Origin of the sequence: Helicobacter sp. MIT 05-5293 (genome assembly GCF_000765665.2) — a bacterium.
Lineage (GTDB): Bacteria > Campylobacterota > Campylobacteria > Campylobacterales > Helicobacteraceae > Helicobacter_C.
On record NZ_JROZ02000001.1, the window covers coordinates 242,506 to 266,966 of the forward strand.

At 37.4% G+C, this 24,461-nt stretch carries 25 protein-coding genes; 16 read left to right on the forward strand and 9 right to left on the reverse strand.

The window, feature by feature from the left end:
- The 7 genes from LS68_RS01195 to LS68_RS01225 all read left to right on the forward strand — a co-directional run bounded on the left by LS68_RS01195 (position 1) and on the right by LS68_RS01225 (position 7,316).
- Positions 1-684, forward strand: a complete 684-nt coding sequence (locus tag LS68_RS01195) for a metallophosphoesterase (RefSeq protein WP_034369211.1) — start codon at positions 1-3, stop codon at positions 682-684.
- 9 nt (positions 685-693) lie between these two features.
- Positions 694-2,703 carry a ribonuclease R family protein gene (locus LS68_RS01200; RefSeq protein ID WP_241993639.1) on the forward strand — a complete coding sequence of 670 codons (2,010 nt, stop codon included), beginning with the start codon at positions 694-696 and terminating at the stop codon, positions 2,701-2,703.
- Positions 2,696-3,718, forward strand: coding sequence for a DNA polymerase III subunit delta (gene holA, locus LS68_RS01205; protein WP_034369208.1), 1,023 nt, complete (start codon positions 2,696-2,698; stop codon positions 3,716-3,718). The genes LS68_RS01200 and holA overlap by 8 nt, the downstream gene beginning before the upstream one ends.
- A gap of 65 nt (positions 3,719-3,783) precedes the next feature.
- The gene (gene rpsF, locus LS68_RS01210) at positions 3,784-4,221 is read left to right on the forward strand and encodes a 30S ribosomal protein S6 (protein WP_034369206.1); all 438 of its coding nucleotides are present in this window, start codon (positions 3,784-3,786) and stop codon (positions 4,219-4,221) included.
- A 23-nt stretch (positions 4,222-4,244) separates the two neighbouring features.
- Positions 4,245-4,709 carry a single-stranded DNA-binding protein gene (locus LS68_RS01215; RefSeq protein ID WP_034369202.1) on the forward strand — a complete coding sequence of 155 codons (465 nt, stop codon included), beginning with the start codon at positions 4,245-4,247 and terminating at the stop codon, positions 4,707-4,709.
- 17 nt (positions 4,710-4,726) lie between these two features.
- Positions 4,727-4,981, forward strand: a complete 255-nt coding sequence (rpsR, locus tag LS68_RS01220; RefSeq protein ID WP_034369199.1) for a 30S ribosomal protein S18 — start codon at positions 4,727-4,729, stop codon at positions 4,979-4,981.
- Between the two features lie 121 nt (positions 4,982-5,102).
- Positions 5,103-7,316: a hypothetical protein gene (locus LS68_RS01225; RefSeq protein ID WP_034369196.1), complete on the forward strand. Its 2,214-nt coding sequence runs from the start codon at positions 5,103-5,105 to the stop codon at positions 7,314-7,316.
- A gap of 67 nt (positions 7,317-7,383) precedes the next feature.
- Here LS68_RS01225 and rpsO read toward each other — a convergent pair whose 3' ends face one another.
- Entirely contained in the window at positions 7,384-7,656 is a 273-nt protein-coding gene (gene rpsO, locus LS68_RS01230; protein WP_034369193.1) for a 30S ribosomal protein S15, read from the reverse strand.
- A 142-nt stretch (positions 7,657-7,798) separates the two neighbouring features.
- Between rpsO and LS68_RS01235 the strand changes: the two genes are divergently transcribed.
- Positions 7,799-8,410 (forward strand): DUF6434 domain-containing protein, encoded by a 612-nt coding sequence (locus tag LS68_RS01235; RefSeq protein WP_199741458.1) that lies wholly within the window; start codon positions 7,799-7,801, stop codon positions 8,408-8,410.
- Positions 8,411-8,424: 14 nt separating this feature from the next.
- Here the strand turns inward: LS68_RS01235 and rpoD are convergent, their stop codons facing one another.
- From rpoD to LS68_RS01260, 5 genes are all read right to left on the reverse strand, one after another.
- Entirely contained in the window at positions 8,425-10,293 is a 1,869-nt protein-coding gene (gene rpoD / locus LS68_RS01240; protein WP_034369190.1) for an RNA polymerase sigma factor RpoD, read from the reverse strand.
- Between the two features lie 75 nt (positions 10,294-10,368).
- Positions 10,369-11,316 (reverse strand): thiamine pyrophosphate-dependent enzyme, encoded by a 948-nt coding sequence (locus tag LS68_RS01245; protein ID WP_034369188.1) that lies wholly within the window; start codon positions 11,314-11,316, stop codon positions 10,369-10,371.
- Positions 11,317-11,327: 11 nt separating this feature from the next.
- A complete protein-coding gene (locus LS68_RS01250; RefSeq protein WP_138090762.1) occupies positions 11,328-12,545 on the reverse strand; it encodes a 2-oxoacid:ferredoxin oxidoreductase subunit alpha in 1,218 nt (405 codons plus the stop codon).
- Positions 12,546-12,555: 10 nt separating this feature from the next.
- Positions 12,556-12,957, reverse strand: coding sequence for a 4Fe-4S dicluster-binding protein (locus tag LS68_RS01255; protein ID WP_138090765.1), 402 nt, complete (start codon positions 12,955-12,957; stop codon positions 12,556-12,558).
- 20 nt (positions 12,958-12,977) lie between these two features.
- Positions 12,978-13,538, reverse strand: coding sequence for a pyruvate flavodoxin oxidoreductase subunit gamma (locus tag LS68_RS01260; protein ID WP_034371028.1), 561 nt, complete (start codon positions 13,536-13,538; stop codon positions 12,978-12,980).
- A gap of 331 nt (positions 13,539-13,869) precedes the next feature.
- On the opposite strand from LS68_RS01260, the gene trpS reads away from it, so the two are divergent.
- The gene (trpS, locus tag LS68_RS01265; protein WP_034369925.1) at positions 13,870-14,856 is read left to right on the forward strand and encodes a tryptophan--tRNA ligase; all 987 of its coding nucleotides are present in this window, start codon (positions 13,870-13,872) and stop codon (positions 14,854-14,856) included.
- A 57-nt stretch (positions 14,857-14,913) separates the two neighbouring features.
- Here trpS and LS68_RS01270 read toward each other — a convergent pair whose 3' ends face one another.
- The gene (locus tag LS68_RS01270; RefSeq protein ID WP_081950884.1) at positions 14,914-15,582 is read right to left on the reverse strand and encodes a Crp/Fnr family transcriptional regulator; all 669 of its coding nucleotides are present in this window, start codon (positions 15,580-15,582) and stop codon (positions 14,914-14,916) included.
- Between the two features lie 85 nt (positions 15,583-15,667).
- Here LS68_RS01270 and LS68_RS01275 point away from each other — a divergent pair, with 85 nt between their 5' ends.
- From LS68_RS01275 to LS68_RS01285, 3 genes are read left to right on the forward strand one after another with little or no spacing between them, the layout of a single operon-like run.
- Entirely contained in the window at positions 15,668-16,693 is a 1,026-nt protein-coding gene (locus LS68_RS01275; RefSeq protein ID WP_034369927.1) for a 4Fe-4S dicluster domain-containing protein, read from the forward strand.
- Positions 16,694-16,706: 13 nt separating this feature from the next.
- Entirely contained in the window at positions 16,707-17,459 is a 753-nt protein-coding gene (locus LS68_RS01280) for a cytochrome b/b6 domain-containing protein (RefSeq protein ID WP_052100182.1), read from the forward strand.
- 3 nt (positions 17,460-17,462) lie between these two features.
- Positions 17,463-18,518, forward strand: a complete 1,056-nt coding sequence (locus LS68_RS01285) for a C4-dicarboxylate ABC transporter (protein ID WP_081950885.1) — start codon at positions 17,463-17,465, stop codon at positions 18,516-18,518.
- 51 nt (positions 18,519-18,569) lie between these two features.
- On the opposite strand, the gene LS68_RS01290 is transcribed toward LS68_RS01285, so the two are convergent.
- The gene (locus tag LS68_RS01290; RefSeq protein WP_034369929.1) at positions 18,570-18,977 is read right to left on the reverse strand and encodes a hypothetical protein; all 408 of its coding nucleotides are present in this window, start codon (positions 18,975-18,977) and stop codon (positions 18,570-18,572) included.
- A gap of 128 nt (positions 18,978-19,105) precedes the next feature.
- On the opposite strand from LS68_RS01290, the gene lysA reads away from it, so the two are divergent.
- Genes lysA through LS68_RS01310 form a run of 4 tightly spaced genes read left to right on the forward strand, consistent with a single transcriptional unit; the run spans position 19,106 to position 23,135 of the window.
- Positions 19,106-20,350 (forward strand): diaminopimelate decarboxylase, encoded by a 1,245-nt coding sequence (lysA, locus tag LS68_RS01295; RefSeq protein ID WP_034369931.1) that lies wholly within the window; start codon positions 19,106-19,108, stop codon positions 20,348-20,350.
- A 9-nt stretch (positions 20,351-20,359) separates the two neighbouring features.
- Positions 20,360-21,451, forward strand: coding sequence for a prephenate dehydratase (gene pheA / locus LS68_RS01300; protein WP_034369933.1), 1,092 nt, complete (start codon positions 20,360-20,362; stop codon positions 21,449-21,451).
- Positions 21,452-21,453: 2 nt separating this feature from the next.
- Positions 21,454-22,344: a phosphatidylglycerol lysyltransferase domain-containing protein gene (locus LS68_RS01305; RefSeq protein ID WP_034369935.1), complete on the forward strand. Its 891-nt coding sequence runs from the start codon at positions 21,454-21,456 to the stop codon at positions 22,342-22,344.
- Positions 22,341-23,135 carry a GH25 family lysozyme gene (locus LS68_RS01310; RefSeq protein WP_034369937.1) on the forward strand — a complete coding sequence of 265 codons (795 nt, stop codon included), beginning with the start codon at positions 22,341-22,343 and terminating at the stop codon, positions 23,133-23,135. The genes LS68_RS01305 and LS68_RS01310 overlap by 4 nt, the downstream gene beginning before the upstream one ends.
- 19 nt (positions 23,136-23,154) lie before the next feature.
- Here the strand turns inward: LS68_RS01310 and LS68_RS01315 are convergent, their stop codons facing one another.
- On the reverse strand, positions 23,155-24,435 hold the full coding sequence (locus LS68_RS01315; protein ID WP_138090769.1) for a type ISP restriction/modification enzyme: 1,281 nt from the start codon (positions 24,433-24,435) through the stop codon (positions 23,155-23,157).
- Positions 24,436-24,461 lie beyond the last annotated feature (26 nt).

The window sequence follows — 24,461 nt, forward strand, 5'->3', positions numbered from 1 at the left end:
ATGACATTTTCTATTGATTCTGATACTTTTCTTATTTCAGATAGTCATTTTGGACATAAGGCAGCATTAGTAAAAGAGCCTAGTCGTTTGAGAGCGGCTCAAGCATATGGATATGAGGATTTTTATACGCTTCATCAAAGTTTATGGAATGAAGAAGTAGGTAAAAAAGATTTTGTTTTGCATTTGGGAGATTTGTATTATCCGGGTGGATTCAAATACTTAAAGAATCTGAATGGCAAAAAAGGTTTGATTGTGGGTAATAACGATGTCGAGCGTTACCCTAAGCTTAAAGAACTTAAAGATTGGCGTGTGCAAAGGGGTTTGCGTCTAGAAATAGAACAAAAAGATACGATTCTTGAGGCTTTAAAAAATAAATACGGCAAAAGCGCACTCAAAGATGATGTGTATTTTAATGCTTTGGTTGTCGATTATGATCATGAGCGCATTATGTTTTCGCATTTCCCGGTGTTTAATCGCAAGCAAAACGATCGTTTTGCCAAAACCCGTGATGTGCTTGATGATGCGTTTAAATTTGCGGATTGTTCGTTGAATATCCATGGGCATTTGCATTCGCGCCAAACGCAGAATTCTTTTTGTTTTAATGTTTGTTGTGAGCAATTAGGTTTTCGCCCAAAGAAATTGAAAGAGATTCTGACATTGTGGCGTCATAAGGCTTTTATTTAAAGGCGCACTATGCTGTCATTTTATGCGCTTATCGCGACTGGCTGTCCAATGCGACAGATTCACAAATCTTTTATATGGGCATTAGAGCGTCTAAAGAGCTTTGGCGTTTTGGAGATTAAAGGGGATTTTTGCACGCTCAAGTCGGATTTTGTCATCGGCAGTATTGATATTTCCCGCAGCAAGAAAGTTTTTTTAAAAAGTTTTAATCCTGCACACACGCGAGATTGGGTTGTGCAAGGAGGATTTGGACTGAAAAAAGGCGATGTTATCCTTGCAAAGATAAATACGGCTAAGGGTGTGAAATCACACAAAACAACTAAAAAACGCACAAACGCGCGATATATCACCACGCTTTTTTCTCCTCAAACGCATATTATTGCTCTTATTGTGATGAATAAGGGTCGATACAAGGCGTTTGCGTTGAGTAATTCTATGGAAAATGTGCTTGTAGATGTGAATGTCTCACAAAAATCACTCAAAGTATTGCCTAAAAATTGTGTGGTAAAACTTGAATTGCAAAGCAAAAATATTACTGAAGTCTTGGGTGTGCTTGATGATGCGCATATTGATGAAAAAATCGTGCTAGGATATTATGACAAGCAAGAAGTATTTAGTGAAGAAGCATTAAAAATGGCAGATTCTTTTGGGCAAGTCGTAGAGGCGAGTATGTATCCTTCTCGTGAGGATTTACGGCATTTGCCTTTTTGCGTGATTGATCCTATTGATGCCAAAGATCATGATGATGCGATTTATTTTGATTCTAAAACACACACACTTTATGTGGCAATCGCTGATGTGAGTGAATATGTAAGTATCAATAGTGTGCTTGATAATGAAGCACGCAAACGAGGATTCAGTATTTATTTTCCTCACAAGGTTGTGCCAATGCTGCCTTTTGCACTTAGTGCGCATATTTGTTCTTTACTCCCTAATGAGGATCGATTGGCGATGGTGTGGCAAATCACACTTGATGAAAACGCGCAAGTGATAGAATCTCGATTGTTTGAGGCGATCATAAAGTCGTATGCGAATGTTTCTTATGAGCAAATCAATCAATGGCTTAATCACCCAAGAAGCAAACATACTATTCCCAAAAATATCACTCAATGGCTCAAAGCCTATATCCCGTATGTGCAGAAATATAAAGAGAATCGTTTGTGTTATGGTTATGAATTTAATCATCAAGAAATTATTTTGGAGCTAAATCAAGATGCTTTTGTTTGTGGTTGGCATAAGCATAAACAGACTTTTGCACATAGTATTATTGAGGAATCTATGCTGCTTGCTAACACGCAAAGTGCAAAAATGCTCCAATCTCACACACCTAAAGCTCTTTTTAGAATCCACCCTCCACCAAAAGAAGAGCGCATTAGAATGCTGATGTGGGAGCTTGAGAATCTAGGCTTTGAAGTGTTAGATTCTAAGAATCTGCACACATTGATTACGCATCTCCAAACACAGAGTCATAATGAGACTTTAAGAGATTTGCTTGATAGCGCGATTATCAGATCGTTTGCCAAGGCGACTTATAGCACGACTAATGTGGGGCATTTTGGTTTGGGATTTGAATCTTATACGCATTTTACCTCACCGATTCGCCGATATAGTGATTTGGTCGTGCATCGGATTTTAAAAGCGATTTTGCACCAAGAAAAAAATCTCACCTTTTTGCTTGAATCTTTAAATGGCATTGCAGAGGATCTTAATGTAAAAGAAAAGCAAATAAGTCATATTGAGCAATATTTTTATCATCTTAAGATGCTTCGTTATACTGCATTTCTTTTGGAGCAAGATTCAAAACCGCTGATGTGTCAAGCTCTTGTGATTGATGAGATTTCTCATTGTGTCGCGCTTGATATAATTCCCGAAGCAAAGATTTTGCTCCCTCAATCTTTAGAAAAATTTGCACTTGTGTCTGTTGAGATTGTCAATGTCGATAGAGTAAGAGGGATTATTTATGGCGAGATACGATTGACAAACAAGGGAGATTCTGTAAAACAAAAGGATTTTTATGTATAAATCACAGCTTGACACATTACTCAAAAAAACCGCTCCAAGAGCAAGTTTGCTTTATGGTGAGAGTGAATTTTTGATTAATTATTATAGTAAAAAGATTGCTCAAAATATCACCACACAAAGTGAAGAAAAAACGACTTTTTATTTTGATGAGTATCAATTTGAGAGTGTCAATGCGCTTTTGTCGCAAGGTTCTTTATTTGGCGGACAATCTCTTGTGGTTATCAAGACAACGCAAAAATTACCCGCAAAAGAGATTCAATCGTTTTTAAAGTCTATTGCTCGTTATCCTCAAAATGCTTTGATTATCGAGTATTATGCTCCAGCCTCTAAGTCATTAGGGGAATATATGAGAGATTGTAAGGCATTTGTGGCATCATTTAAGAATCCTGAACTTAAGGGCAACGACATTGCTGAAGTGCGATTTTTTACGCCACAATTTGATGAATGTAAAATGTTTTTGCAAGAGAGGGCTAGGGAATTAGGCTTGGTCATTGATGATCGTTTGCTAAGCCATATTTTGAGTTTGCATAATAATGACATTGGTATTGCAAGCAAGGAGCTTGAGAAGTTTGTGATTTATAAAACAGACAATCAACCTAAGACGATTGAATTGGGTGATGTTAATGTGCTGTGTGATGGTGTGGCGAGTTTTAGTGTCGAAGAGCTTAATTATGCGCTTATGGATAAGAAGCCATTTTTAGAGATCCTGCATGCGATTTATGAAGAAGGTGTGAATGAGATAATGATGATTAGTGAGATTCAGAGATTTTTTTACCAGCTTTTTTTGTTTTTTGCTTATATCAAGATTCACGGCAAGGCTAATGCTGTAGAAATTTTAGGTTTTAATCCACCGCAACAAATCACCCAAAGACTATCGCATTATTGTATTCGCTTAAAAGAGCAAGATTATGCTCGTATTTTTGAGATTCTTTCCCAATGGCGTTATGATGTGAGCAAAGGGCAATCCAAACAATCCTACAATGCTTTAATAAAAATTCAAGCATTAATAAGATAGAATCCGCAGTTTATACCCTTGCTCTTTGGTCTTACCAAAGGGCGGATACACCAAAAGGAGCGATAATGAAGTTTTATGAAACAATGTTTATTCTCAAACCTACACTTGTAGAAGAAGAGATTAAAGCACGGATTGAATTTTTTAAGGAAGTTCTCACCAAAAATGGTGCAGAGATTGAGGCTTGTCTTGATATGGGTATGCGTAATCTTGCCTATGAGATTAAGAAGAACAAGCGAGGTTATTATTTTGTTATTTATTTTAAGGCATTGCCACAATTGATTGCAGAATTAGAGAGAAATTATCGAATCAACGAAGAAGTCTTACGATTTATCGTTATCAAATACGAAAGCAAGAAGGAGCAAAATGCGTGGCGCACTTTAGTCGATAGGGCAAATGGCAAAGTAGAATCTAAACCTAGCAAAGCCAAAAAAGTAGCTGAAAATACAGAATCTGAATCTGCACAACCAAGCCAAGAAGAAGCTAAAGAATCGGCTCAATCATAAAAGTAAAATAAGGGTAGCTAGATATGTATAATAAGGTCATCATAATGGGCAATCTCACCCGTGATGTGGAGTTACGATATTTGCCAAGTGGGAGTGCTTTAGCAACCATTGGTTTAGCGAGTAATCGAAGATACAAAAAACAAGATGGAAGCTTAGGCGAAGAAGTGTGCTTTGTAGATGTAAAACTTTTTGGACGCAGTGCTGAAGTCGCTAATCAATATTTGCGCAAAGGCAGTCGGATTCTGATTGAGGGACGATTGACTTTGGAAAGCTGGACTGATCAAAGTGGCGCAAAAAGAAGCAAACACACAATCACTGCTGAATCGATGCAAATGTTGGATTCTAAGTCGGCAAGTGATAATGCTCAAAATACTAATTATACTAATGCTTATAGTGCGCCTAGTGCGAATGTCGGGAATGTGGATAACACAAATTATCCCCAAAATATCCCTGAAATCAATATCGATGATGAAGATATACCTTTCTAAAAATTCAAGGAGATACAATGGAAAAGAAAAAATACTCAAAACGTTACTGCCGATACACAGAAGCTAAACTCGAATTTATCGACTACAAAGATGTAGAGATGTTAAAACACTCGCTTTCTGAACGTTATAAAATTATGCCAAGACGCTTGACAGGCAATACTAAACGATGGCAAGAACGCGTAGAAGTAGCAATCAAAAGAGCGCGTCATATGGCTTTGATTCCTTATATCGTTGATCGAAAAAAGGTAATTGAAAATCCTTTTAAGATTTAAGTCGTATTGCGCATTTAATCCTTTGTTTGCAAATCTTTCTGTCAATACATTTTAGGTATAATGCTAAAATGTATTGCACATTGTGAGGGGAACAATATTTTCTTTATACAAAGGATTCTTTATGCTTCGTTATGTCAATTTTATCTTGTTTGCATTGTTAGGAGGAGCATTTTTACTTTTCTTCCAAACGCAGAAAATCACCCAAGAAGTGCTTGACTTATTTCCCACAACGCAAGATCGTAAGATTATTGATATTTATCAGCAGTTTTCAGCTTCCAATTATATCCCTGTAGCGATTAAAGGTTTTGATGAATCATCAAATCAAGAGTTAGACACTCTTCTTAAGCGTATAGAATCTTTAGATAATGTCATCTCGACACAAAAAGAAGCAAAGCCAAGCGCGGAACTTGAAGACTTTATCACTAAAAATTATCTTTACCTTGCGTCTCCAAAGGATTCTAATCCCCCTCTTCTTAGTCAAGCTCAAATTGCTCAAAAATTATCTATGGGTCTTATCAATCCTCTTGATCCTTTGGGATTATTTGCATTGCCGCAGAGTGCCCCTAAAACACTTATGGCTAAAGATTATGGCTATATGGCATTAGTAGAGCTCAAAAGTTTGGATGACAAGCCGATGAAACAAACTTTGCAAGATTTTAGAGAGATTGCAAAAGATTATCCGACACTGCATTATTTTTCACCTAAGTTTATGATGGTTGAGAATCTTGATCTTATCCTTAGTGAAGTGAATTTTTTGTTAGGATTTGCTTCGCTTGTTTTTATCACGCTTTATTTTGTAATTATCCGTATTCCTCTTTTGACGCTTAATACAATATGCACTTTGATTTGCTCAAATATTATTGCGATTTTTGTCGTGTCTAGTGTGTATCCAAAGGTTACTATTATGGCTCTTAGCTTTGGTATGGGGATTTCAAATATTGCCATTGATTATATGATGCACCATAATTTTTTTGGTCTTTACGCGCAAAATAAACGCGTTTTTAATCGTCCTGTTTTTTATGGGTATATTACTACGATTGTGGGCTTTGGAGCGTGTTTATTTATCCCTTTTCCGCTTCTTGCTCAACTTGCGCTTTATGCGATTATTTCGCTTAGTATTGCTTATATTAGCTTTGCATTTTTGTATCCGCGCATCGGTTTTAGTCAGCCTCGATTGTTTCCTTATCTAGCATCTTTGCGATTCCCGCGTGTGCCTAGTGTGATTTTTCTTACCTTAGCATTTGTGTTTTTTGCTTTTAGCGCAAGTCATCTCAAACTTGATTTTGACCTCTCTAAACTTGACTATCAAAATGAGCCAATGCTTGCAGAGAGGGATTTTTTTGATAAAGCTTTAAATGAAGATAAAACGCAGATTTTATTATCGGCTTCTAGCGTGGAAAATTTGATTATGTTAAGTAAATCTTTGCAACAAAAAATTAATACAGAATCTACAAGCAGCAATCCTACTTTTATCCCTCTATCCTTACTTCCTACACAAACACAGATAGAGGCGAATAGGGCTTATTTGCAATCAGATAATATGCAGCAAAACAAGGCGATTTTAAAAGCGTTGCTCCCAAACCTTCAAGCAAAGATGACTAAAGAGGCAAAAGATGATTCTATTCATCAACTTTTTGCAATGCTCCAAATGAGCTATGATCTTCCTCAAGAGCCTATTTTAGATATGGATACATTGGGTAAGCTAGGATTTGCCTTAGTTACAGATGATAAAGATTCTTTGCAATATTATTATCTTGCAGAGATTGAGAAGGTAGATTTGGCTTTGGTGCAAAAGTTCGCACAGAATCTTGATTCTGATTTATCTCAACAACAAAATATCACAGAGCATTTTGCTAAAGATTCTGCCAATATTGAAACGCGTCCTTTGCAAAGCATTATGGACCATTTGACCGATGGCATTTATCAGCCTATGCTTGTTGTGTTAGGCATTGCTTTTGTCTTGATGATAAGCACACTTTTCTTCACAGCTAAGGGAGCGTTTTTTGATGCGGTAGTGTTTATTTTATTCCCCTTATCGGCGGCATTGTTTGTTGTGGCTTTGCATAGCCCTTTAAATATTATGCACCTTTTTGCTTTATTGATTTTGGTGGTTGTGAGCGTTGATTATGGTATTTATTCAGTGAAAGAGGGAGATAATCCACGCACTGCTCATGCGATATTCTTTTCTTCAATCACGACTGGTTTATCGTTTGGAATCTTGATTACTAGTCATACAAAGGCTCTTAATTCTTTTGGAGAAGTGATTTTTACGGGTATGTGTTGTGTATTATTGATGTTAGTGTTTCATAAGGCAAAGCATAAGATTAATGTATAAAATAAATTGAAGTTGGAGCAAAATGAGGACATTCTCTAACACAAGTTTAGAGAATGTTTCGACCTCTTTAGCGATCCTTGAGTTTAAGTTCAGCGATTAGTTTTGTGTAACGATGATATTGCGTTTTTTTAAGGTAAGAAAGCAATGATTTTCTTTGTCCCACAAGTTTTAAAAGCCCTAATCGGCTTGAGTGATCTTTGGGATTTGCTTTAAGGTGTTCTGTAAGATTGCTGATTCTGTGTGTGAGTAAAGCTACTTGCACTTCACAAGAACCTGTATCTTTATCATCTCTTGCAAATTTTGAGATAATCTCTTTCTTTTTTGCCACATCTAAAGCCATTTTGACCTCCTTGATTTGGTATAAATGAAGTTAGGATTCTATCGCAATAACCTAAAAATAACATAAATATTTTAGAATCAGAATAGGTTGATTTGAGATATTTTTCAGTGTTTTTGAGTAAAATTTTAAAAAAGGATTGTCGGTGAATGTGAAAAATGAAGTCTCTCAAAGACCTATTTTAGATAAAAACCTTGATAGTAAAGCATTTCGCGATTATTATTATTTGAAGCAAGAATTGATTGATTTTTGTAGGAAAAATCATTTGCCTATTTCGGGAGGGAAGATAGAAATAACAGAGCGGATTGTTCATTTTCTTGATACAGGAGAGATACTTCCCGCATCAAACCAAAAGAAACAAACAACATTTTTATTTGATATTAACAAAAATACAAAGATTGAAAGCCCCTTTGTTTGTTCTCAAAAACACAGGGTATTTTTTAGAGAATCTATCGGTAGCAGTTTTTCCTTTAATGTTGCCTTTCAAAAGTGGTTAAAGAATAATGCGGGCAAAACTTATCAGGAAGCTATCATAGCTTATTATCGTATTCTTAAAAAGAAAAAACAGAAAAAACCAGAGATTGATAAGCAGTTTGAATACAATATCTATATAAGGGATTTTTTTGCAGACAATCAAGGAAAATCATTAAAAGAAGCTATCAAATGTTGGAGATATAAAAAATCGCTGCAAGGACACAACCGCTATGAAAGATCAGACCTTGTTGTATTAGAATCTCCCACAGCTTGTGTTGATTAATAGATTAAGAAACTTTATTCTTCAATATAATTTTTAAGTTTCCGTCCTACTTTTGGGTGTTTGAGTTTTTTGATTGCACTAGATTCTATTTGTCGCACTCTCTCACGCGTAACATTTAATTCTTTGCCAATTTCTTCTAAAGTGCGATCACTTTCATCATCAAGCAGTCCAAAACGCATTCGAATGACTGCTTTTTCTCTGTCGTTAAGTTGTTCAAGCACTTCATCAATCTGCACTTTTAAATCTTCTTTTAAAATGTAGTCCATCGGACCAACCGAGCTTTTGTCTTCTACAAAATCTCCAAATTTACCATCGTCATCACTGCCGATTGGTGCATCAAGGCTCACTGGTTCTTTGGTGATTTTGATCACATTTTTCACTTTATCAATAGGCAAACCTACTTCTTTGGCAATGTATTCAATATCGGGTTCTTTGCCTGTTTCTTGCACATGTTTGCGCATAATTTTGTGGATTCTGTTAATGGTTTCAATCATATGAATCGGGATACGAATAGTGCGGGCTTGATCGGCGATTGCGCGTGAAATTGCTTGACGAATCCACCAAGTTGCATAAGTAGAAAATTTAAAACCTTTTTTGTATTCAAATTTATCGACTGCTTTCATTAACCCGATATTACCCTCTTGTATCAAATCAAGGAAAGGCAATCCGCGATTTGTATAACGTTTAGCGATACTTACTACAAGGCGGAGATTAGATTTTGCCATTTTTGCTTTTGCTTTGTCTGAAATGGATTTTCCTCGCTTGATTTGCTCTAAGATTTCTTTGAGTTTTTCTGGCTCGAGGTTAAACCCCCCCTCACTGGCCTCTTTTGTTTGGAAAAGTTTTTTGAGCTCAATATAAACGCTGACCATTGTTGTCTCTGGCACCATTGCAGCAATTTCATCGCGCGTCATTGTTGTGATTTGAGAGAGAATCTTTTGATGATTTTCAATGAGAGCTTCATTAAAAAGGGGTAATTTATACTCAAGACGCTTAAGTTCTTTTTCAAAACCATCACCACTTTTAAGAGTATTTTCCATTGCTTTTACAAGTTCACTGATAAGCTTGCTTGTGGGTCCCAAGTCTAAAAGACGCGATTTAAGAATATGTTTTTTGTGCGAAAGTAGAAGGATATACATTAGTTCATCTTCGTCTTCTGCGATAGGGGTTTCTAGTATTTTTAGCCATTCTTTTTTGGCTTTATCTAATGCCTTAAAGCTTTCCACTACTTTTTCGATACGTTTTTGATCTCGCTTTGAATTTGTTTTTTGTGTCGCTTCATCTTCTTCGAGCATATCGAATTCATCGTCATCATTTTCCTCTTCTTCCTCATCGTCAAAACTTTTAAACAATTCCTTGACGCGTCTTTCACGATTAATGAGCGCGTCCTTGTAGTCATAAATAAAATCAATCAAATAAGGGACAGAACAAATGGCATCAAGAATAGTGTTTTCACCCAGCTCAATTTTCTTGCTCAAGCTAATTTCCTCTTCTTTGACTAAAAGAGGTATTTGTCCCATTTCTCGGAGATACATACGCACAGGGCTATCGCTTCTGCTCCACTCAAGCAATTCTTTGTCTTTCATAAAATCAAACTCATCTTCGAGCTCTTCACTCAACATTTTTTGTTTGTTTTCTTGACGTTGAATCTGCTCTTGAGTATTAAGCATTTTTGCTACTTCTGAAGAGCTAAGCAATTGTTTGTTGTATTTTTTGCTAAGTTCTTTGATTTTTTTTACTTGAGCAGCAGTTGGAGCTTTAAGTAATGTTTGAGCAATTTTTTCATAAGTGATATAATCACTATCTTCTTCTTTAAAAAGATTTTCTAATTCTGTATTGATTTCTTTGGCTTTTTTGGCGTTTTTTTCAGGTTTATCTGACATAGAGATTCCTTGAAGCAAGTTGATAGAACCTTCGATTATACCGAAGATTCTATTAATATTTGCTTACAATAAGTGTTATTTGGGATTGATTTCTTCTCTTCGTTGGAGATATTCCCATCGTGCATCGACATCTTTTTGGAATTGTGCGATGATATGCTCATTTTCGGGTTTAAAAAGGTGTTTAAAACGTCCTTGAGCACCGAGATAATCACGCACAGGTATAACATTTCTTGGACGATAGGTGATATGTAATTCTACACCATCAATAATCTCAAAAAGTGGGAATACGAGAGAATCTACAGCCAAATCGCTGATTTCAACGGTTCTATGAGATTCAAAACGCCATTCTGTGGTGCATGCACTCATTGCATTGATAAATGTAGGACCTTCTGTATCTACAGCGCGTTTGATTTTTTTGTTCATATCTTTCCACTTATTAGGAGCTACTTGTGCCACATAAGGAGCATTGTGTGCCGCCATAATGAAAAGAAGATTTTTTTTGCGCTCTTTCTTGCCATAACTTGCGCTTCCTGCAGGCGTAGTGGAAGTGCTGGAGCCTAGAGGTGTAGAGCCACTACGTTGCCCACCCGTGTTTGCATAGACTTCATTGTCTAGACAAATGTAGGTAATATCATGTCCGCGCTCAAAACATCCGCTGATCCATTGGAAACCAATATCGTAAGTTGCACCATCACCACCGAATGCAACAAATTTTGGTTTTTCACCTTTGTAACGTCCTTTTTTTGCGAGTGCCTTATACATTGCTTCAGCTCCCGCTACTGCTGTAGAGCCATTCTCGAATCCAATGTGAATCCAAGGCACATCCCAACTTGTGTGAGGATATACGGCACTTGAAACTTCCAAACAACCTGTAGAATTGCCTAAAATGATAGGTCCATCGACTGCACTCAAAACCTCTCGCACAATCATTCCGTGCGCACAGCCCGGGCAGAGTAGGTGAGCTCCTTCAAATTTCTTTGACGATTTTTGAAATTCTTTAAGATTTTTTACTTCTTTTACCATGGGTTACTCCTTTAATAAAAGCTCATTTTGGGTCCGCGGAGCCCTAACATTTGCTGAACAGGGTGTGTAAGCTTACCGGCTTTAGCGTTTGCATCAAGTTCTTGATAGATTTGTCCTAAATGCGCTTGTGTAAGATCACGCCCACCCAAGCCATAAATATAGTTTGAAACAATAGGACGTGCGCCACTTGCAAGAGCTGCAGCCGAAAATTCATTAAAGAGCATACCCATTGCGCCTGAAGGCAAACTTCTATCCAAACAAGCAATTGCTTTAAGATGTTTGAGTGATTCCCCCACTTGTTGGAAAGGGAAAGGACGCAAAGATCGGATTGATAAAACTCCTGCTTTAATACCTTGTTCTCGTGCTTTTTTTGCAGCTACACGCGCAGATTCAACACTTGTGCCTAATGCGACAATTGCGACTTCGGCATCTTCTAAATCATAAGATTCTACAAGACGATATTGACGTCCGCTTAGTTTTGCAAATTTGTCAAAGACTTCTTGAATCACACTTTGAGAATCCATAATTGCCTTATGGAGTTGTGCTTTATGTTCAAAATGCCAATCTTCTTCTGTTTGTGCACCATAAGTAACGGGTTTAGAAAAGTCCAACATTGGATTGTGTGGGCGATATTCTCCGATAAATTTATACGCCTCTGCATCATTTAATGGTCGCACAGATTGTGCTGTATGTGAGCAAATAAAGCCATCTTGATTAACAATCACCGGCACACGCACACGCATATCTTCAGCGATTTTAAATGCCATGAGGTTGAAATCGTAAGCTTCTTGAGGATTGTAGGTGCATAGATTGACCCAGCCTGTATCACGGCTAAGATACATATCGGAATGATCACCATTGACATTCAAAGGCGCAGCCAAAGCACGATTGACAAGATTCAAAACGATAGGTAAGCGCATTCCTGAAGCTTGATAAAGGACTTCAATCATTAACGCAAAACCTTGGGAGCTTGTCGCAGTCGCTACACGCCCACCTGCTGCAGCTGCTCCTACACAAGCACTCATAGCAGCATGTTCGGATTCTACCATAACAAACTCGCCATCAATATAGCCATTGCTCACATAACTCCCATAATTTTGCACAATAGGGGTTGAAGGTGTGATAGGATATGCAGCAACGACATCAATTTGTGCTTGACGAAGTGCTTGAGATGCCGCTGTGTTTCCGTCCCATACTTCAATTGTTCGTAATTCCATTGTTTTAGCCATTTTCCCCTCCTTATGCTTTATTTTTAGGCTCTTTAGCAGGCCATTGTTTAAGAGCCTCTTCATTAGGCTTGTGATCGTTAAACATTAAAAGCGATTTGGGGTTTGTCGGGCATACATCAACACACACACCACAACCTTTACAATGCACATAATCTATACCAGCGAGTTTGTCATTGCTTGTCAGAATCGCCGCATCAGGGCAAAATACCCAACAAGTAAAACAATTAATACATATTTCGCTATTATGCACGGGTTTATCCACGCGCCAATGCGCTACACTATCACTGAATGAGCTATCGCCGCTATAAGTTCTTTCTTGTTTATAAAGCTCCATTGCGCCATCTACACCTTTTTTAAAAGGAAAAAGCACAGAGCCAATCTCAAATTGATCCCAATCTTTTAACTTATCCATCATCTCTCCTTTGGCTTTGTTTATTTTACTTCTTCGTATGCTCGTGTAATGGCTACTTTATTTGCCTCAATCACTTGTGGAGGAAGTTTTTTGCCAAGCACTTTAGAGAAAGATTCTAAGAAGAAATCAAGTTCAAGCATACCAGAGACTTTCATCAATGCCCCAAGCATAGGTGCATTGGGGATAGATTTGCCAAGTGTGTCAATAGAGATTTGGATACAATCAAGTGTGTATATCTCTTTGCTTGCAAGTTCTGGTTTTTTTTCAATAAGTTCATCTTTGCTTAGTCTCGTTGTGATAATGTATTTAGTCGAAGGTTTGTCGTAAAGACAAATATTGGTAATAAATACAAGACCGGGGTCGATCACTAAAATATAGTCTGGATTCATAAATTTCTCATGGTTGAGAATTGGTTCAGAATCAATCCGATTATAGGCTGTCATTGATGCACCACGTTTAGCTGAACCATAAAATGCAAAAGCTTGCACCTCTTTGCCTGTCCCTGCAATCACATCTGCCAAACCCTTTGCACCTGTTACAGCACCTTGTCCAGCACGAGAATGCCATCGTATCTCAAGCATTTTGCTTCCTCCCTTTGTTGATTTTGCCCAATATTCTATCACAATATTTACCATATTGTGTAATCTTGAAACAATTTTAAATAAAACTCTGCGATTTAATGGTAAAAATTACACATTATTTACGAGTTTAACTAATGCAAATGACATGATTATTGCGATAGATAAAATTCCAAAATATTCATCAATCTATTTAAATTATATATCGTCTTTGAAAATTTAAAGTATCAAAATCATAAGCTTGGATAAAAATTATAGTATGATTACATATCGTATTTTCAGGGTTATAATTAGAATCTATAACAATAAATCATATAGCCAACAAAGGAAAACAATGACAAAAAAACGCGTTTTTTCTGGGATTCAACCTACGGGAAATATTCATTTGGGCAATTATTTAGGAGCAGTAAAAAATTGGGTAGATTCTCAAGATGAATATGAAAATATTTTTTGTGTTGTCAATACACATGCAATCACAATCAGACAAGACCCCAAAGAATTAAAAAAGAAAACTTATGAGCTAGCAAGTATGTTGCTTGCATGTGGCATTGATATAGCAAAATCAAACCTTTTTATCCAAAGTCATATTGATGAACATGCTGCACTTGCATGGATTCTGGATTGTCATATTCCTATGGGTGATATGAGTCGTATGACACAATTTAAAGATAAATCTGTGAAGAATCCTAAAAATGTGAATGTCGGGCTTTTTAATTATCCGGCTTTGATGGCAGCAGATATTTTGCTTTATCAGGTTGATGATGTGCCAGTAGGGGAAGATCAGAAGCAACATTTAGAGCTTGCGCGTGATGTGGCAATGCGTTTTAATCGTGATTATGGAGAGTGTTTTAAGATCCCCAAGCCGATGATTCCTGCAGTCGGAGCAAGGATTATGGGTTTAGATGACCCACAAACTAAAATGAGTAAATCCGCACAAGGAGAGAATCACGCGATTTTCTTGCTTGATAGCCCCGATGTGATCAGTCGTAAGTTTAAAAAAGCAGTTACAGATTCTCAAACCTCTATTGTATTTGATCAAACGCGTGCTGGGCTGTATAATTTGCTTAGTATCTATGAGATTCTTACAGGCAAAACACGAGAAGAGATAGAATCAGAATTTGAAGGTAAAGGTTATGGACATTTGAAAACTGCCCTTGCCGAAGTGGTGATTGAAACCTTGCGACCTATTCAGGAAAATTACCACAGAATCCATAAAGAAACAGGCTATTTAGAATCTGTGCTTTATAATGGTGCGCAACAGGTGCGTCCTATCGCAAAAGCGACTTATGATAAAACTAAAGAGCTTGTAGGGTTATTGTAAAGCATCAATCCTTATTTAGCGGATTCTTATTTATGCTTACTATCGTGTTTTGTGATGTTAAGATTCTATCTCATCACTTAACTCATAGAGTTTTTTTGTAAGCAGAATCTCATTGCGGCTTGTGTCGATTAGCCCTTGAGATTTAAGCTCTTTTATCACGCGTGCAACTGCCTCTCTAGCACTGCCAATGTTGTTTGCTATGCTTTCTTGGCTTACTTCTACGCGATTATCTTTAGCATTGCTTAGCAGAAATTTCACTACCCGATTTTTCAGACTTTTAAAGGTTACATCATTAATTGTATCAAAGGCTTGTTTAAGGCGTTTGGAAACTAAAGAGAGATTAAAACGCATAATGGATTCATTGTTGTGCGTGAGCATATCAAACACCCTATTTGGCACGATGAAAACTTCAGAATCTACCATAAACTCTAGCACCACATCAGCTTGAATATGTGAGAAAATACAGCTTGTAGAGATGATACAGCTTTCTTTGTCGCCTATGGTAAAAATGGTTATCTCTTTGGCATTGCTTGAGACACTAAAAAAACGAATCTTCCCGCTAATGACATACAAAAAGCCTAAAAGCTCATCACTATCCGGGTAGATTCTGTATCCCTTTGTATAAGTTTTAACAATGCCTTGTGATTGGAGAATCTCAAAGCTTTTTTTATCGCCACATATTGCGGTATTGATCTGTCCTAAAATGTCTGTAGATAGAAGTTTCATATTTTCCTTTTGTGATAAAGTTACACACAAAGCTTACAAACTTGCATACAATGCCATAAAATTATATCTCAAAAAAGGCAGGATAATGCAAAGACGCAACTTTTTAAAATCTCTAGCACTTACCCCTGTGCTAGTAGCTAGTGCAAATGCAGAATCTACAGATTCTACTAAAAAAGATACGCGATCGCTTATAGATTCTAGCAAGTTTAGTAAAACTAAAGGCAAGGCAAGCATCATTGATTTAGATAAATGCGATGGTTGTGTGGGCTATGATACGCCGCAATGCGTGAGTGCGTGTAGAGAGAAAAATACCAAAAGATTCCCAGGACCAATAAAAGAAATCCCTGAATACTTCCCGCGTAAAATCTATGAAGATTATTCTAAAAACAGAGATGATATTTCACGCTTAAGCCCGTATAATTGGACTTTTGTAGAAGTAGTAGAAGTAGATTCTAAAAAGGTTTTTATCCCACGCCGCTGTATGCACTGCGATGATCCTACTTGTCAAAAAATCTGTCCTTTTGGGATTATTGGTAAAGATGACAATAATGCGGTGGATATTAATGAGCATTTTTGCTTTGGTGGAGCGAAATGTCGTGATGTTTGCCCTTGGGGGATACCGCAAAGACAAGCTGGAGTAGGAATCTATCTTAAAATAGCACCAAAATTTGCTGGTGGTGGAGCAATGTTTAAATGTGATATGTGTGCGGATTTACTCGCACAAGGAGAACAACCTGCCTGTGAGACAAAATGCCCAAAAGAGGCTTTAATCTTTGCGGATAAAGCTAAGATTCTCTCCCTTGTGGAAGAGGCAAGGGAAGAGGGCAAATATATCTATGGCGATACGCAAAATGGCGGCACAAGCACATTTTATATCTATTCTGTGGATTTTGCAAAGATTGATGAAGCCATTGCTAAAAAATATGGCAAAGAAGATGGTGTGCTGGATAAGAAAAGCCAAAAAATGGGGCGACCGCATATGAATGTCGTGGTGAAAAACTTTGTGAGCGAAGATTCAGCCTTTATTAAGGGTGTGTTAGCCGCACCACTTATTGGCGTGGCAGCAGGGGCGATTGCTGTAGCAAAGTCTAAAAAATTAAAAACAAAATAGATAAGGAGAGGTTATGGAAATAAAATCGTGTGTGCAACCTAATACAAATAATGCTTTAAATCGCAATGCAAAAGCTTTGCGACCAACGATATTGCGTCAAAGCCTGCAAAATCGTGTCGTGCATTGGGGTGTGGCATTTAGCACTTTTATTCTTATTGCAAGCGGGATTTTTCAAATGCCTGTATCAAAGCGATATATGATTAATGAACTACCCTTAATGGCGTGGAGTGGGGACTATCATATAAGCCTTATGTTGCATTATGTGGGAGCATTTGGACTGATATTTTTTGTAGCGTTTCACTTGTATTTTCATATTGCAAGGGCGGAGTTTGATATTTTCCCCAAAAAAGGCGATAGCATCAAAAGTCTAAAAATCATCAAAGCTATGCTTTTTGGTGGGGAAGAGCCGCCGAGTGAGAAATATCTGCCCGAACAAAGACTAGCGTATTTTTTCATCGGGCTTGTGTTGTTGCTTTTAATTATTACCGGGCTTATAAAGACGCTTAAAAACTTAGCAGGGTGGAATCTAAGTGATAGTTTGTATATTTGGAGTGCGCAATTGCATAATCTTGGAATGTTTTTAATCATTCTTGGAATCATAGGGCATTTAATGGCATTTGTGTTTAAGGCAAATCGTCCGCTTTTAAGGGCGATGTTTAGCGGACGAGTAGATTCTGCTTATATTGCTAGGCGACATAGTTTGTGGCAAGATGGGATTCAAATGGTGGAAGATACTAAAAATGCGCAAGAGCAACACAAGGGGTAAGCTATGGCACAAGAGAGTGTAAAACTAGAATCCAAACTTGCAAATCTCCCTATTGCATTGTTTGCTTCAGTTATGGGGATTGGGGGATTAAGCCTTGTATTTAAAAAAGCAAGCGTCGCTTTTGGCAGTGTGGCAAGTATAGATATGGCAGAATCTATACCGGTTTCTAGTGTGGCAAAGACAATTGCTCCATTTTTATGGTGGAGTGCGTATGGATTTGCGATTATAGCAGCTGTTGTTTTTAGTCTTTTGCTTGTGTGCTATGGCGCAAAGATAATTTATCATTTTGATGCTTTTAAAGCGGATTTAACGCATCAAGTCAAAATCAATTTTCTCTCTAGTATTCCTATCAGTATGCTTATTATCGTAGCGTTTTGGAGTGATTTAAGTGGTGGTGTGGATATACTTTGGTATGGTATTTTGGGGTTATTTTATGTGGCGAGTGCCTTGCAGCTGCTCTTAAGCTTGTATGTTATGTCCTTTTGGTTTAGGGAGAGTATGAAAAGCTCTTTGCTTTCTCCTGCGTGGTTTATCCCAATTGTAGGCAATTTAATCGTCCCGCTTAGTGGTGCGATTATCCACGCACCAAAAGATATGCTACTCTTTTTCTTTGCCATAGGTTGCTTTTTTTGGATTATTTTAAGTGCGCTTATTATGCAGCGACTAATTTTTGAGCAAAGTTTAGAATCTAAATTTCTCCCCACGCTTTTTATCTTTATCGCTCCGCCTAGTATTTTTGTGGTGGATTTTCACAGCCTTTTTGGATTCCATAGTGCGCTAAGTGTTATGGCGTATTTTGTCGCACTCTTTTTTGTCCTATTGCTGGTATTTTTGGGCAATATTTTTACGAAACTAAGCTTTGCTCCATCGTGGTGGGCTTTCACATTTCCGCTATGTGCCTTTGGGATAGCAAGCTTTGATTTGTATATGAGCTATGCTTCGAGATGTTTTTATGGATTTTTGGGAATCTTGGGGCTTGTAATGGCACTTTTTGCAGTGGTGTTTATTTCATACAAAACCTTGAGGGCTGTGGCAAGTGGCGCGATTTTTAGGGAGTAAATTAAAGCAGTCAAAGGCAGGATTTGCCTCATAGTGTTTTTAAGATAATTCTTATATTGTCCTTGCATCTAAGGCGCGTTTGAGCGTTTTACCAAGATCAGAGGCGAGTTCGGGATTAAGCTCCTTGAGACGTTTTTCTGTTTCAATGATAAGTTCTGTGGAGGTATTGACATGCACAACGACTGCAAATAAAAACATTCGTTTGCGGTAATCACTAAGTTCAAGTTCATTATAATGCTCAAAAAACAAATCCACAGCTTTTTGGAGTTTGTGTAAATCACTTTTGGGCGTTTCAATGACTTTCATAATTTCTTCGATAGTAATCTTTTGATTGGGCTTAGAGGCAGAATCTTCTGCTTTTTTGGGAGAAGGACCAAAAAGATAGAGAATAACAATCAATGCAAATAAAGCAACACAAAAAATACTAACCAGCATAAAAATACTATCAGGAGAAATCATAAAATAACCTCGAAAGTTAAAAAGTTTAATGTGATTTTAATCTTATATTTTAACATAATATTATGCTATTGTAGATAAAATTTCCTTTTGTATTTTTCATTTTTATTTGTTGTTTTTGGAGAAAATTTATGGATTACAATACACTTGCTTACACCTATCAAACCCCGCTTTATGTCTATGATTTGGATAAAATTAGCACTCAATTTGAATCTATTAAAGAGGCTTTTAAGGCGCGTAAATCATTAATTTGCTATGCAATCAAGGCTAATTCGAATCTTTCTGTGATTCATCATTTAGCTCTTCTAGGAAGTGGTGCAGATTGTGTGTCTATCGGTGAAGTCAAACGCGCCCTTATGGCTGGGATTCCCAAATATAAAGTTATTTTTAGCGGTGTGGGAAAAAGTGATGATGCAATCAGAGAAGCTTTAAAAGAAGATATTTTGTTTTTAAATATTGAGAGTGAGGCGGAGCTTTCACGCGTTGAATGTATTGCCAAAGAAATGAGCAAGGTTGCGCGCATTTCTATACGCGTCAATCCCAATATTGATGCTAAAACACACCCTTATATTTCTACAGGTTTGCATGAAAATAAATTTGGTGTAGATATTGATCAAGCTAAAGCAATGTATATTTTTGCAAAAAACTCCCCATTTATTGAGCCTATAGGGATACATTTTCATATCGGATCGCAGATTACAGAATTAGAGCCTATTAAACAAGCTGCACAGAAAATCGCCCAGCTCGCCCATAGTCTTCTTGCGTTAAAAATTGATTTGAAGTTTTTTGATGTGGGTGGTGGAGTAGGCATTCGTTATACTGATGAGCAGACAATCACACCTTATGATTATGCTCAAGCAGTCTTAGAATCTTTGCGCGGTTTGGATTTGACGATTATTTGCGAACCCGGACGATTCCTTGTGGGCGAAAGTGGTGTGCTTCTTACAAAGGTTTTATATGAAAAATATAATGGACAAAAACGTTTTGTGATTATTGATGCAGCGATGAATGATCTTATGCGCCCCACACTTTATCACGCTACACATCAAGTGAGACATTACAAAAGCGAGCAAAACACGAGTCTTTGTGATGTTGTAGGTCCGATTTGTGAAAGCAGTGATTTTTTAGCGAAGCAAGTCGCATTGCCTCCAATGGAATCTGGCGATTTGCTTGTGTTTGAAAATGCAGGAGCGTATGGGTATAGTATGTCTAGTCAATACAATACACGCCCACGAGCCGCAGAAGTAGCAATCCACAATGGGGAAGTGCGACTTATCAAGCATCGAGAAACTTTTGAAGATATGGTGCAAGATGAAAAAACATTGTTGCAAACATTTATAGATTCTGATAAGTCAAATGAAACCAACAATGGATAAAGGATCATAATGGATAGTGATAAAGCATTACTTTTGCTCCGACAAAGTATTGACAAGATTGATGATGAAATTTTTGAAAAATTACAAAAGCGTATGGAATTGGTTGCGCAAGTAGGTTTGCATAAGTCAAAAAATGGCAGTGCAATCTATCGCCCTGAACGAGAGAGAGAAATCATTGAGCGTTTGAGTAGCAAAAAAAGTCCTTATCTTGGTAGCAAAGCCATTGAAGCTATTTATCAAGAGATTTTTGCTATTTCTCGGAATCTTGAATTACCCGAAAAAGTCGCATTTCTTGGACCTTTGGGAAGCTATACGCATCAAGCAGCAGAAGAGCGGTTTGGAGCGATGAGTGAGTATATCCCACTGAAGACAATCACGGCAGTTTTTGAAGCACTTGAGCACAAGAGGGCAAAATACGGCGTGATTCCGATTGAAAATAATAGCAATGGAATGGTGGGTGAAACGATTGATTTACTTGCCACAAGTGAGCAAAAAATCATTGCTGAAATTATCTTGCCTATACACCATAGCTTTTTAAGCACATGCGAACATACGAGTGAGATTAAAACGATTTTTTCTAAAGATATTGCTTTTGGGCAATGTCAAAAATTTCTTCATGCGCATAATTTTTATTATATTGAACAAATCCCGACAGATTCTACTGCCAAAGCGGCACAACTTGCCAAAAATACACCAAATAGCGCGGCAATTTGTTCTAAAGTCGCGGCTAAACTTTATGATATTCCTGTGATGTTTGAAAATATCGAAGATTCTCAAAATAATAAAACGCGTTTTGTGATTGTGAGTGATTTCGCAAATGCTGCGAGTGGAAAAGATAAAACTTCGCTCTTTGTGAATATTAAAAATATGGATCAAGTCGGTGGATTGTTTATGTTGCTAAAGGATTTTAAAGATCAAAATATCAATCTTACCAAGATTGATTCTCGTCCGATTCGTGCTAATAATGACTTTAGAATGGGATTTTTTATTGATTGTGAAGGGCATTATTTAGACGAGAGTTTGCAGAAGCTTTTTGCCAAACGAGGTGATGAAATCAAATGGCTAGGAAGCTATATGCGCACTGATAATATTGAGGAGTAAAAATGGAGTTTAAAGCACTTGGGCTAGAAGACAAGCCTTTGATTGATCGATATTTACATCAAGATAAGACAAGCATTTCTGATACAAATTTTACAAATATGTTTATGTGGAGGCATTCGCGTGAGATTAGTTACAGCATTGTCAATGATCAGTTGATTATTCAAACGCGTTATCCCAAACAATTACCTTTTATTTTTTATCCTATCGGTCAAGGTGATAAAAAATCCACAATCAATGCTTTGATGAATTATTACCAGTCGCTCGGTTATCCTTTTGAGATTCACTCTTTAGAATCTTATCAGCTTGAGGAGTTTTTGGCTTATTTTCCTTCTGCATTTGAGGTGATTGAGAGGCGAGATCGTTTTGAATATATCTATCATTTGCCCGAGCTTATCGAGCTTTCAGGGCGCAAATATCATAAAAAGAAAAATCATCTTAATCGTTTTTGGCAAGAATATCCTCAAACACAATACGAAAGTTTGAGAGATTCTCTTATTGATGAGGTTGTTGCAGTTAATAATGCGTGGTTTGACGCATTGCCTAATCCCGATGATGGCTTGAAATATGAGAATCTCGGCATTAATGATGCACTTAAAAATTTTGATGCCTTAAAGATTCAAGGGGGGATTTTGCGATATGAGGGTGAGATTATCGCATTTAGTTTTGGAGAGGTGCTAAATAGCACGACAGCTCTTATTCATATTGAAAAAGCAAATATCGCCTATAAGGGGGCTTATCAAGCGATCAATCAAGCTTTGCTCAAAAATGAGTTTGCTTCTTTGCGTTATGCAAATCGTGAGGAAGATTTGGGTATTGAGGGATTACGCAAGGCAAAGCTTTCGTATCAGCCCGAATTTTTGCTTGAAAAGTATGATGTAAGGCTCAAGGCTTGAAAAGCTTTGTAAAGTGGGGAGTGAGAATCTGTATTTGCTTAGTCATTGTCGCTATTTTGGGCGGCGTGTTTTTTATCTTACAAAGCGGTGGTATCGTATGGTTTAATATGCCAAGTCATACGAAATATCCTATCAGAGGTGTTGATGTCTCTGCTCATCAAGGGAGCATTGATTGGACAATTTTAGGCAGACAAAATATCCATTTTGCTTTTATTAAGGCAACCGAAGGAAGTTCGTGGGTTGATAAACGTTTTGCCTATAATTTTGAAAATGCTAAAAAAGAGAATCTCTATGTGGGTGGGTATCATTTTTTTAGCTTTGAAAGCAGTGGAAAGACACAAGCGCAAAATTTTATCAACACCGTTCCTTTGCCTACCAACGAACAAGAGCGTTTGAAATTTTTACCCCCTGTGGTTGATATGGAATTTTATGGTATTTTTGCTAAGCAGCCTCCAGAGCCTCAAAGCGTGTATGAAAAGCTTAATGATTTGCTCCTTGCTTTAGAATCTCACTATGGCACAAAGCCTATCATTTATACTACGCCGTCATTTTATAGGGCGTATTTACGGGATCATTATCAAGACTATCCGTTGTGGATTCGCTCGATTTTCTTTGCTCCAGATTCTACTTGGGCGCGAATGTTTGATGTGTATTTTACGCAGTGGAAATTTTGGCAATACAATCCCAAAGGGATTCTCAAAGGCTATAAAGGCGGGGAAAAATACATTGATTTGAATGTGTTTCAAGGTGATTTAGATGATTTGCACCAATGGCTTAGAGAATCCCGCTAATGAAAAATATAGGGGAATTTTATCCCTCTACCACTTCGTATGCAGGCAAAGATTCTAAAGTCTTCATCGTGCGCACACTCATTTCTATCACGCTTAACAGCAGATGCAATACATACTTCCCGCCCTTAAGTCCTTTTAATGCGCCCTCCTCGCATTCATAGAGATTAGGGTCATTTGGGATATGAGAATCTTTATCAATCTTTACTTGATACCTATCTATAATCCACTCTATCGGGCTTTTGCCATTGACTTTATACTCATACGCTTTTAAAGGGATATGCACAATCGCGATATTATCATTAAAGATGATAGTATCTAGCTTGCCTTTTGCTTCAAAACGCAATTTATTGATTGTAAAATCTTTCTCTTGTAAGGCTTGTATATCTCTCATCGCTTCTTCTTTGGTGTGAAAGAGATTTTGCCCTTTAAAATCATTCATTTTTGACTTGAGACACGCAAAAGCACCATTGCTAGAATCCAAGCAAGCCTCTGCAAAACTTTCATAGTTAAGATGTAGCTGCGCTAAAGCCCTCCCTGCATTCTCAAATCCCCAAAAGTCTTTCATAAAAGGGATTCTCGGGAGCATTTTAGAGAGATTATCTTTATACTTTTCTTTGTAAGTGGGGTGATTAAGGAGGGCATAGAGATAATAGAAAATCGCTTCTTTCGTGATAGTTTTATCTTTATAGACTTCTTGGAATCTTATTAGTGCTTCATTGCGGATAGCGTCTTTTCTTTTATAATAGACTATTTTGTCATTCTGAGGTGAAACCGAAGAAACTCTATCAAAGCTCTTATTATTTTCTTTTTCTCTATTTCGCAAAAAGGGGTTTATCCCCTCCCCGCTCCCCTTAACCCCGAAAAAGTCGCCGCTTTTTCGGCAATCAAGGGGAGAGCCTCGCTTATCCGCTTCTAGCTTCGCATTGGCGGAAGCACTACTGCTTCCTTTTTCCCAATGCTCTGCACCACGAAGCGGGCGAGATTCTAAGGGCATAGAATCTTCGTCCTTAAAGCCTTCAACTTCATTATACAAATCCATTGTGCTTTGTATGCCTTGCGTATTGTGAAAATCTTTTGAGCTGATTTGCTCATAATAATAAAGCGGGAAAGCTTGGGTTTGTGTAAAAATATGCAAATCATATATCGAATCAGTTATTAACACTCCAAACTCCCCACCACCCTTATCATTAACACAAATGCTAAGATTAGGTAAATATTCATAAGTTTGAGAAACTTGCGTTTTTCTATTGGTAGCCTTATTGATAATCACAGCCTTTAAGTCTTGTGAGATGGGAAACATTTTAGGTATTTGATTAAATCCCTCTA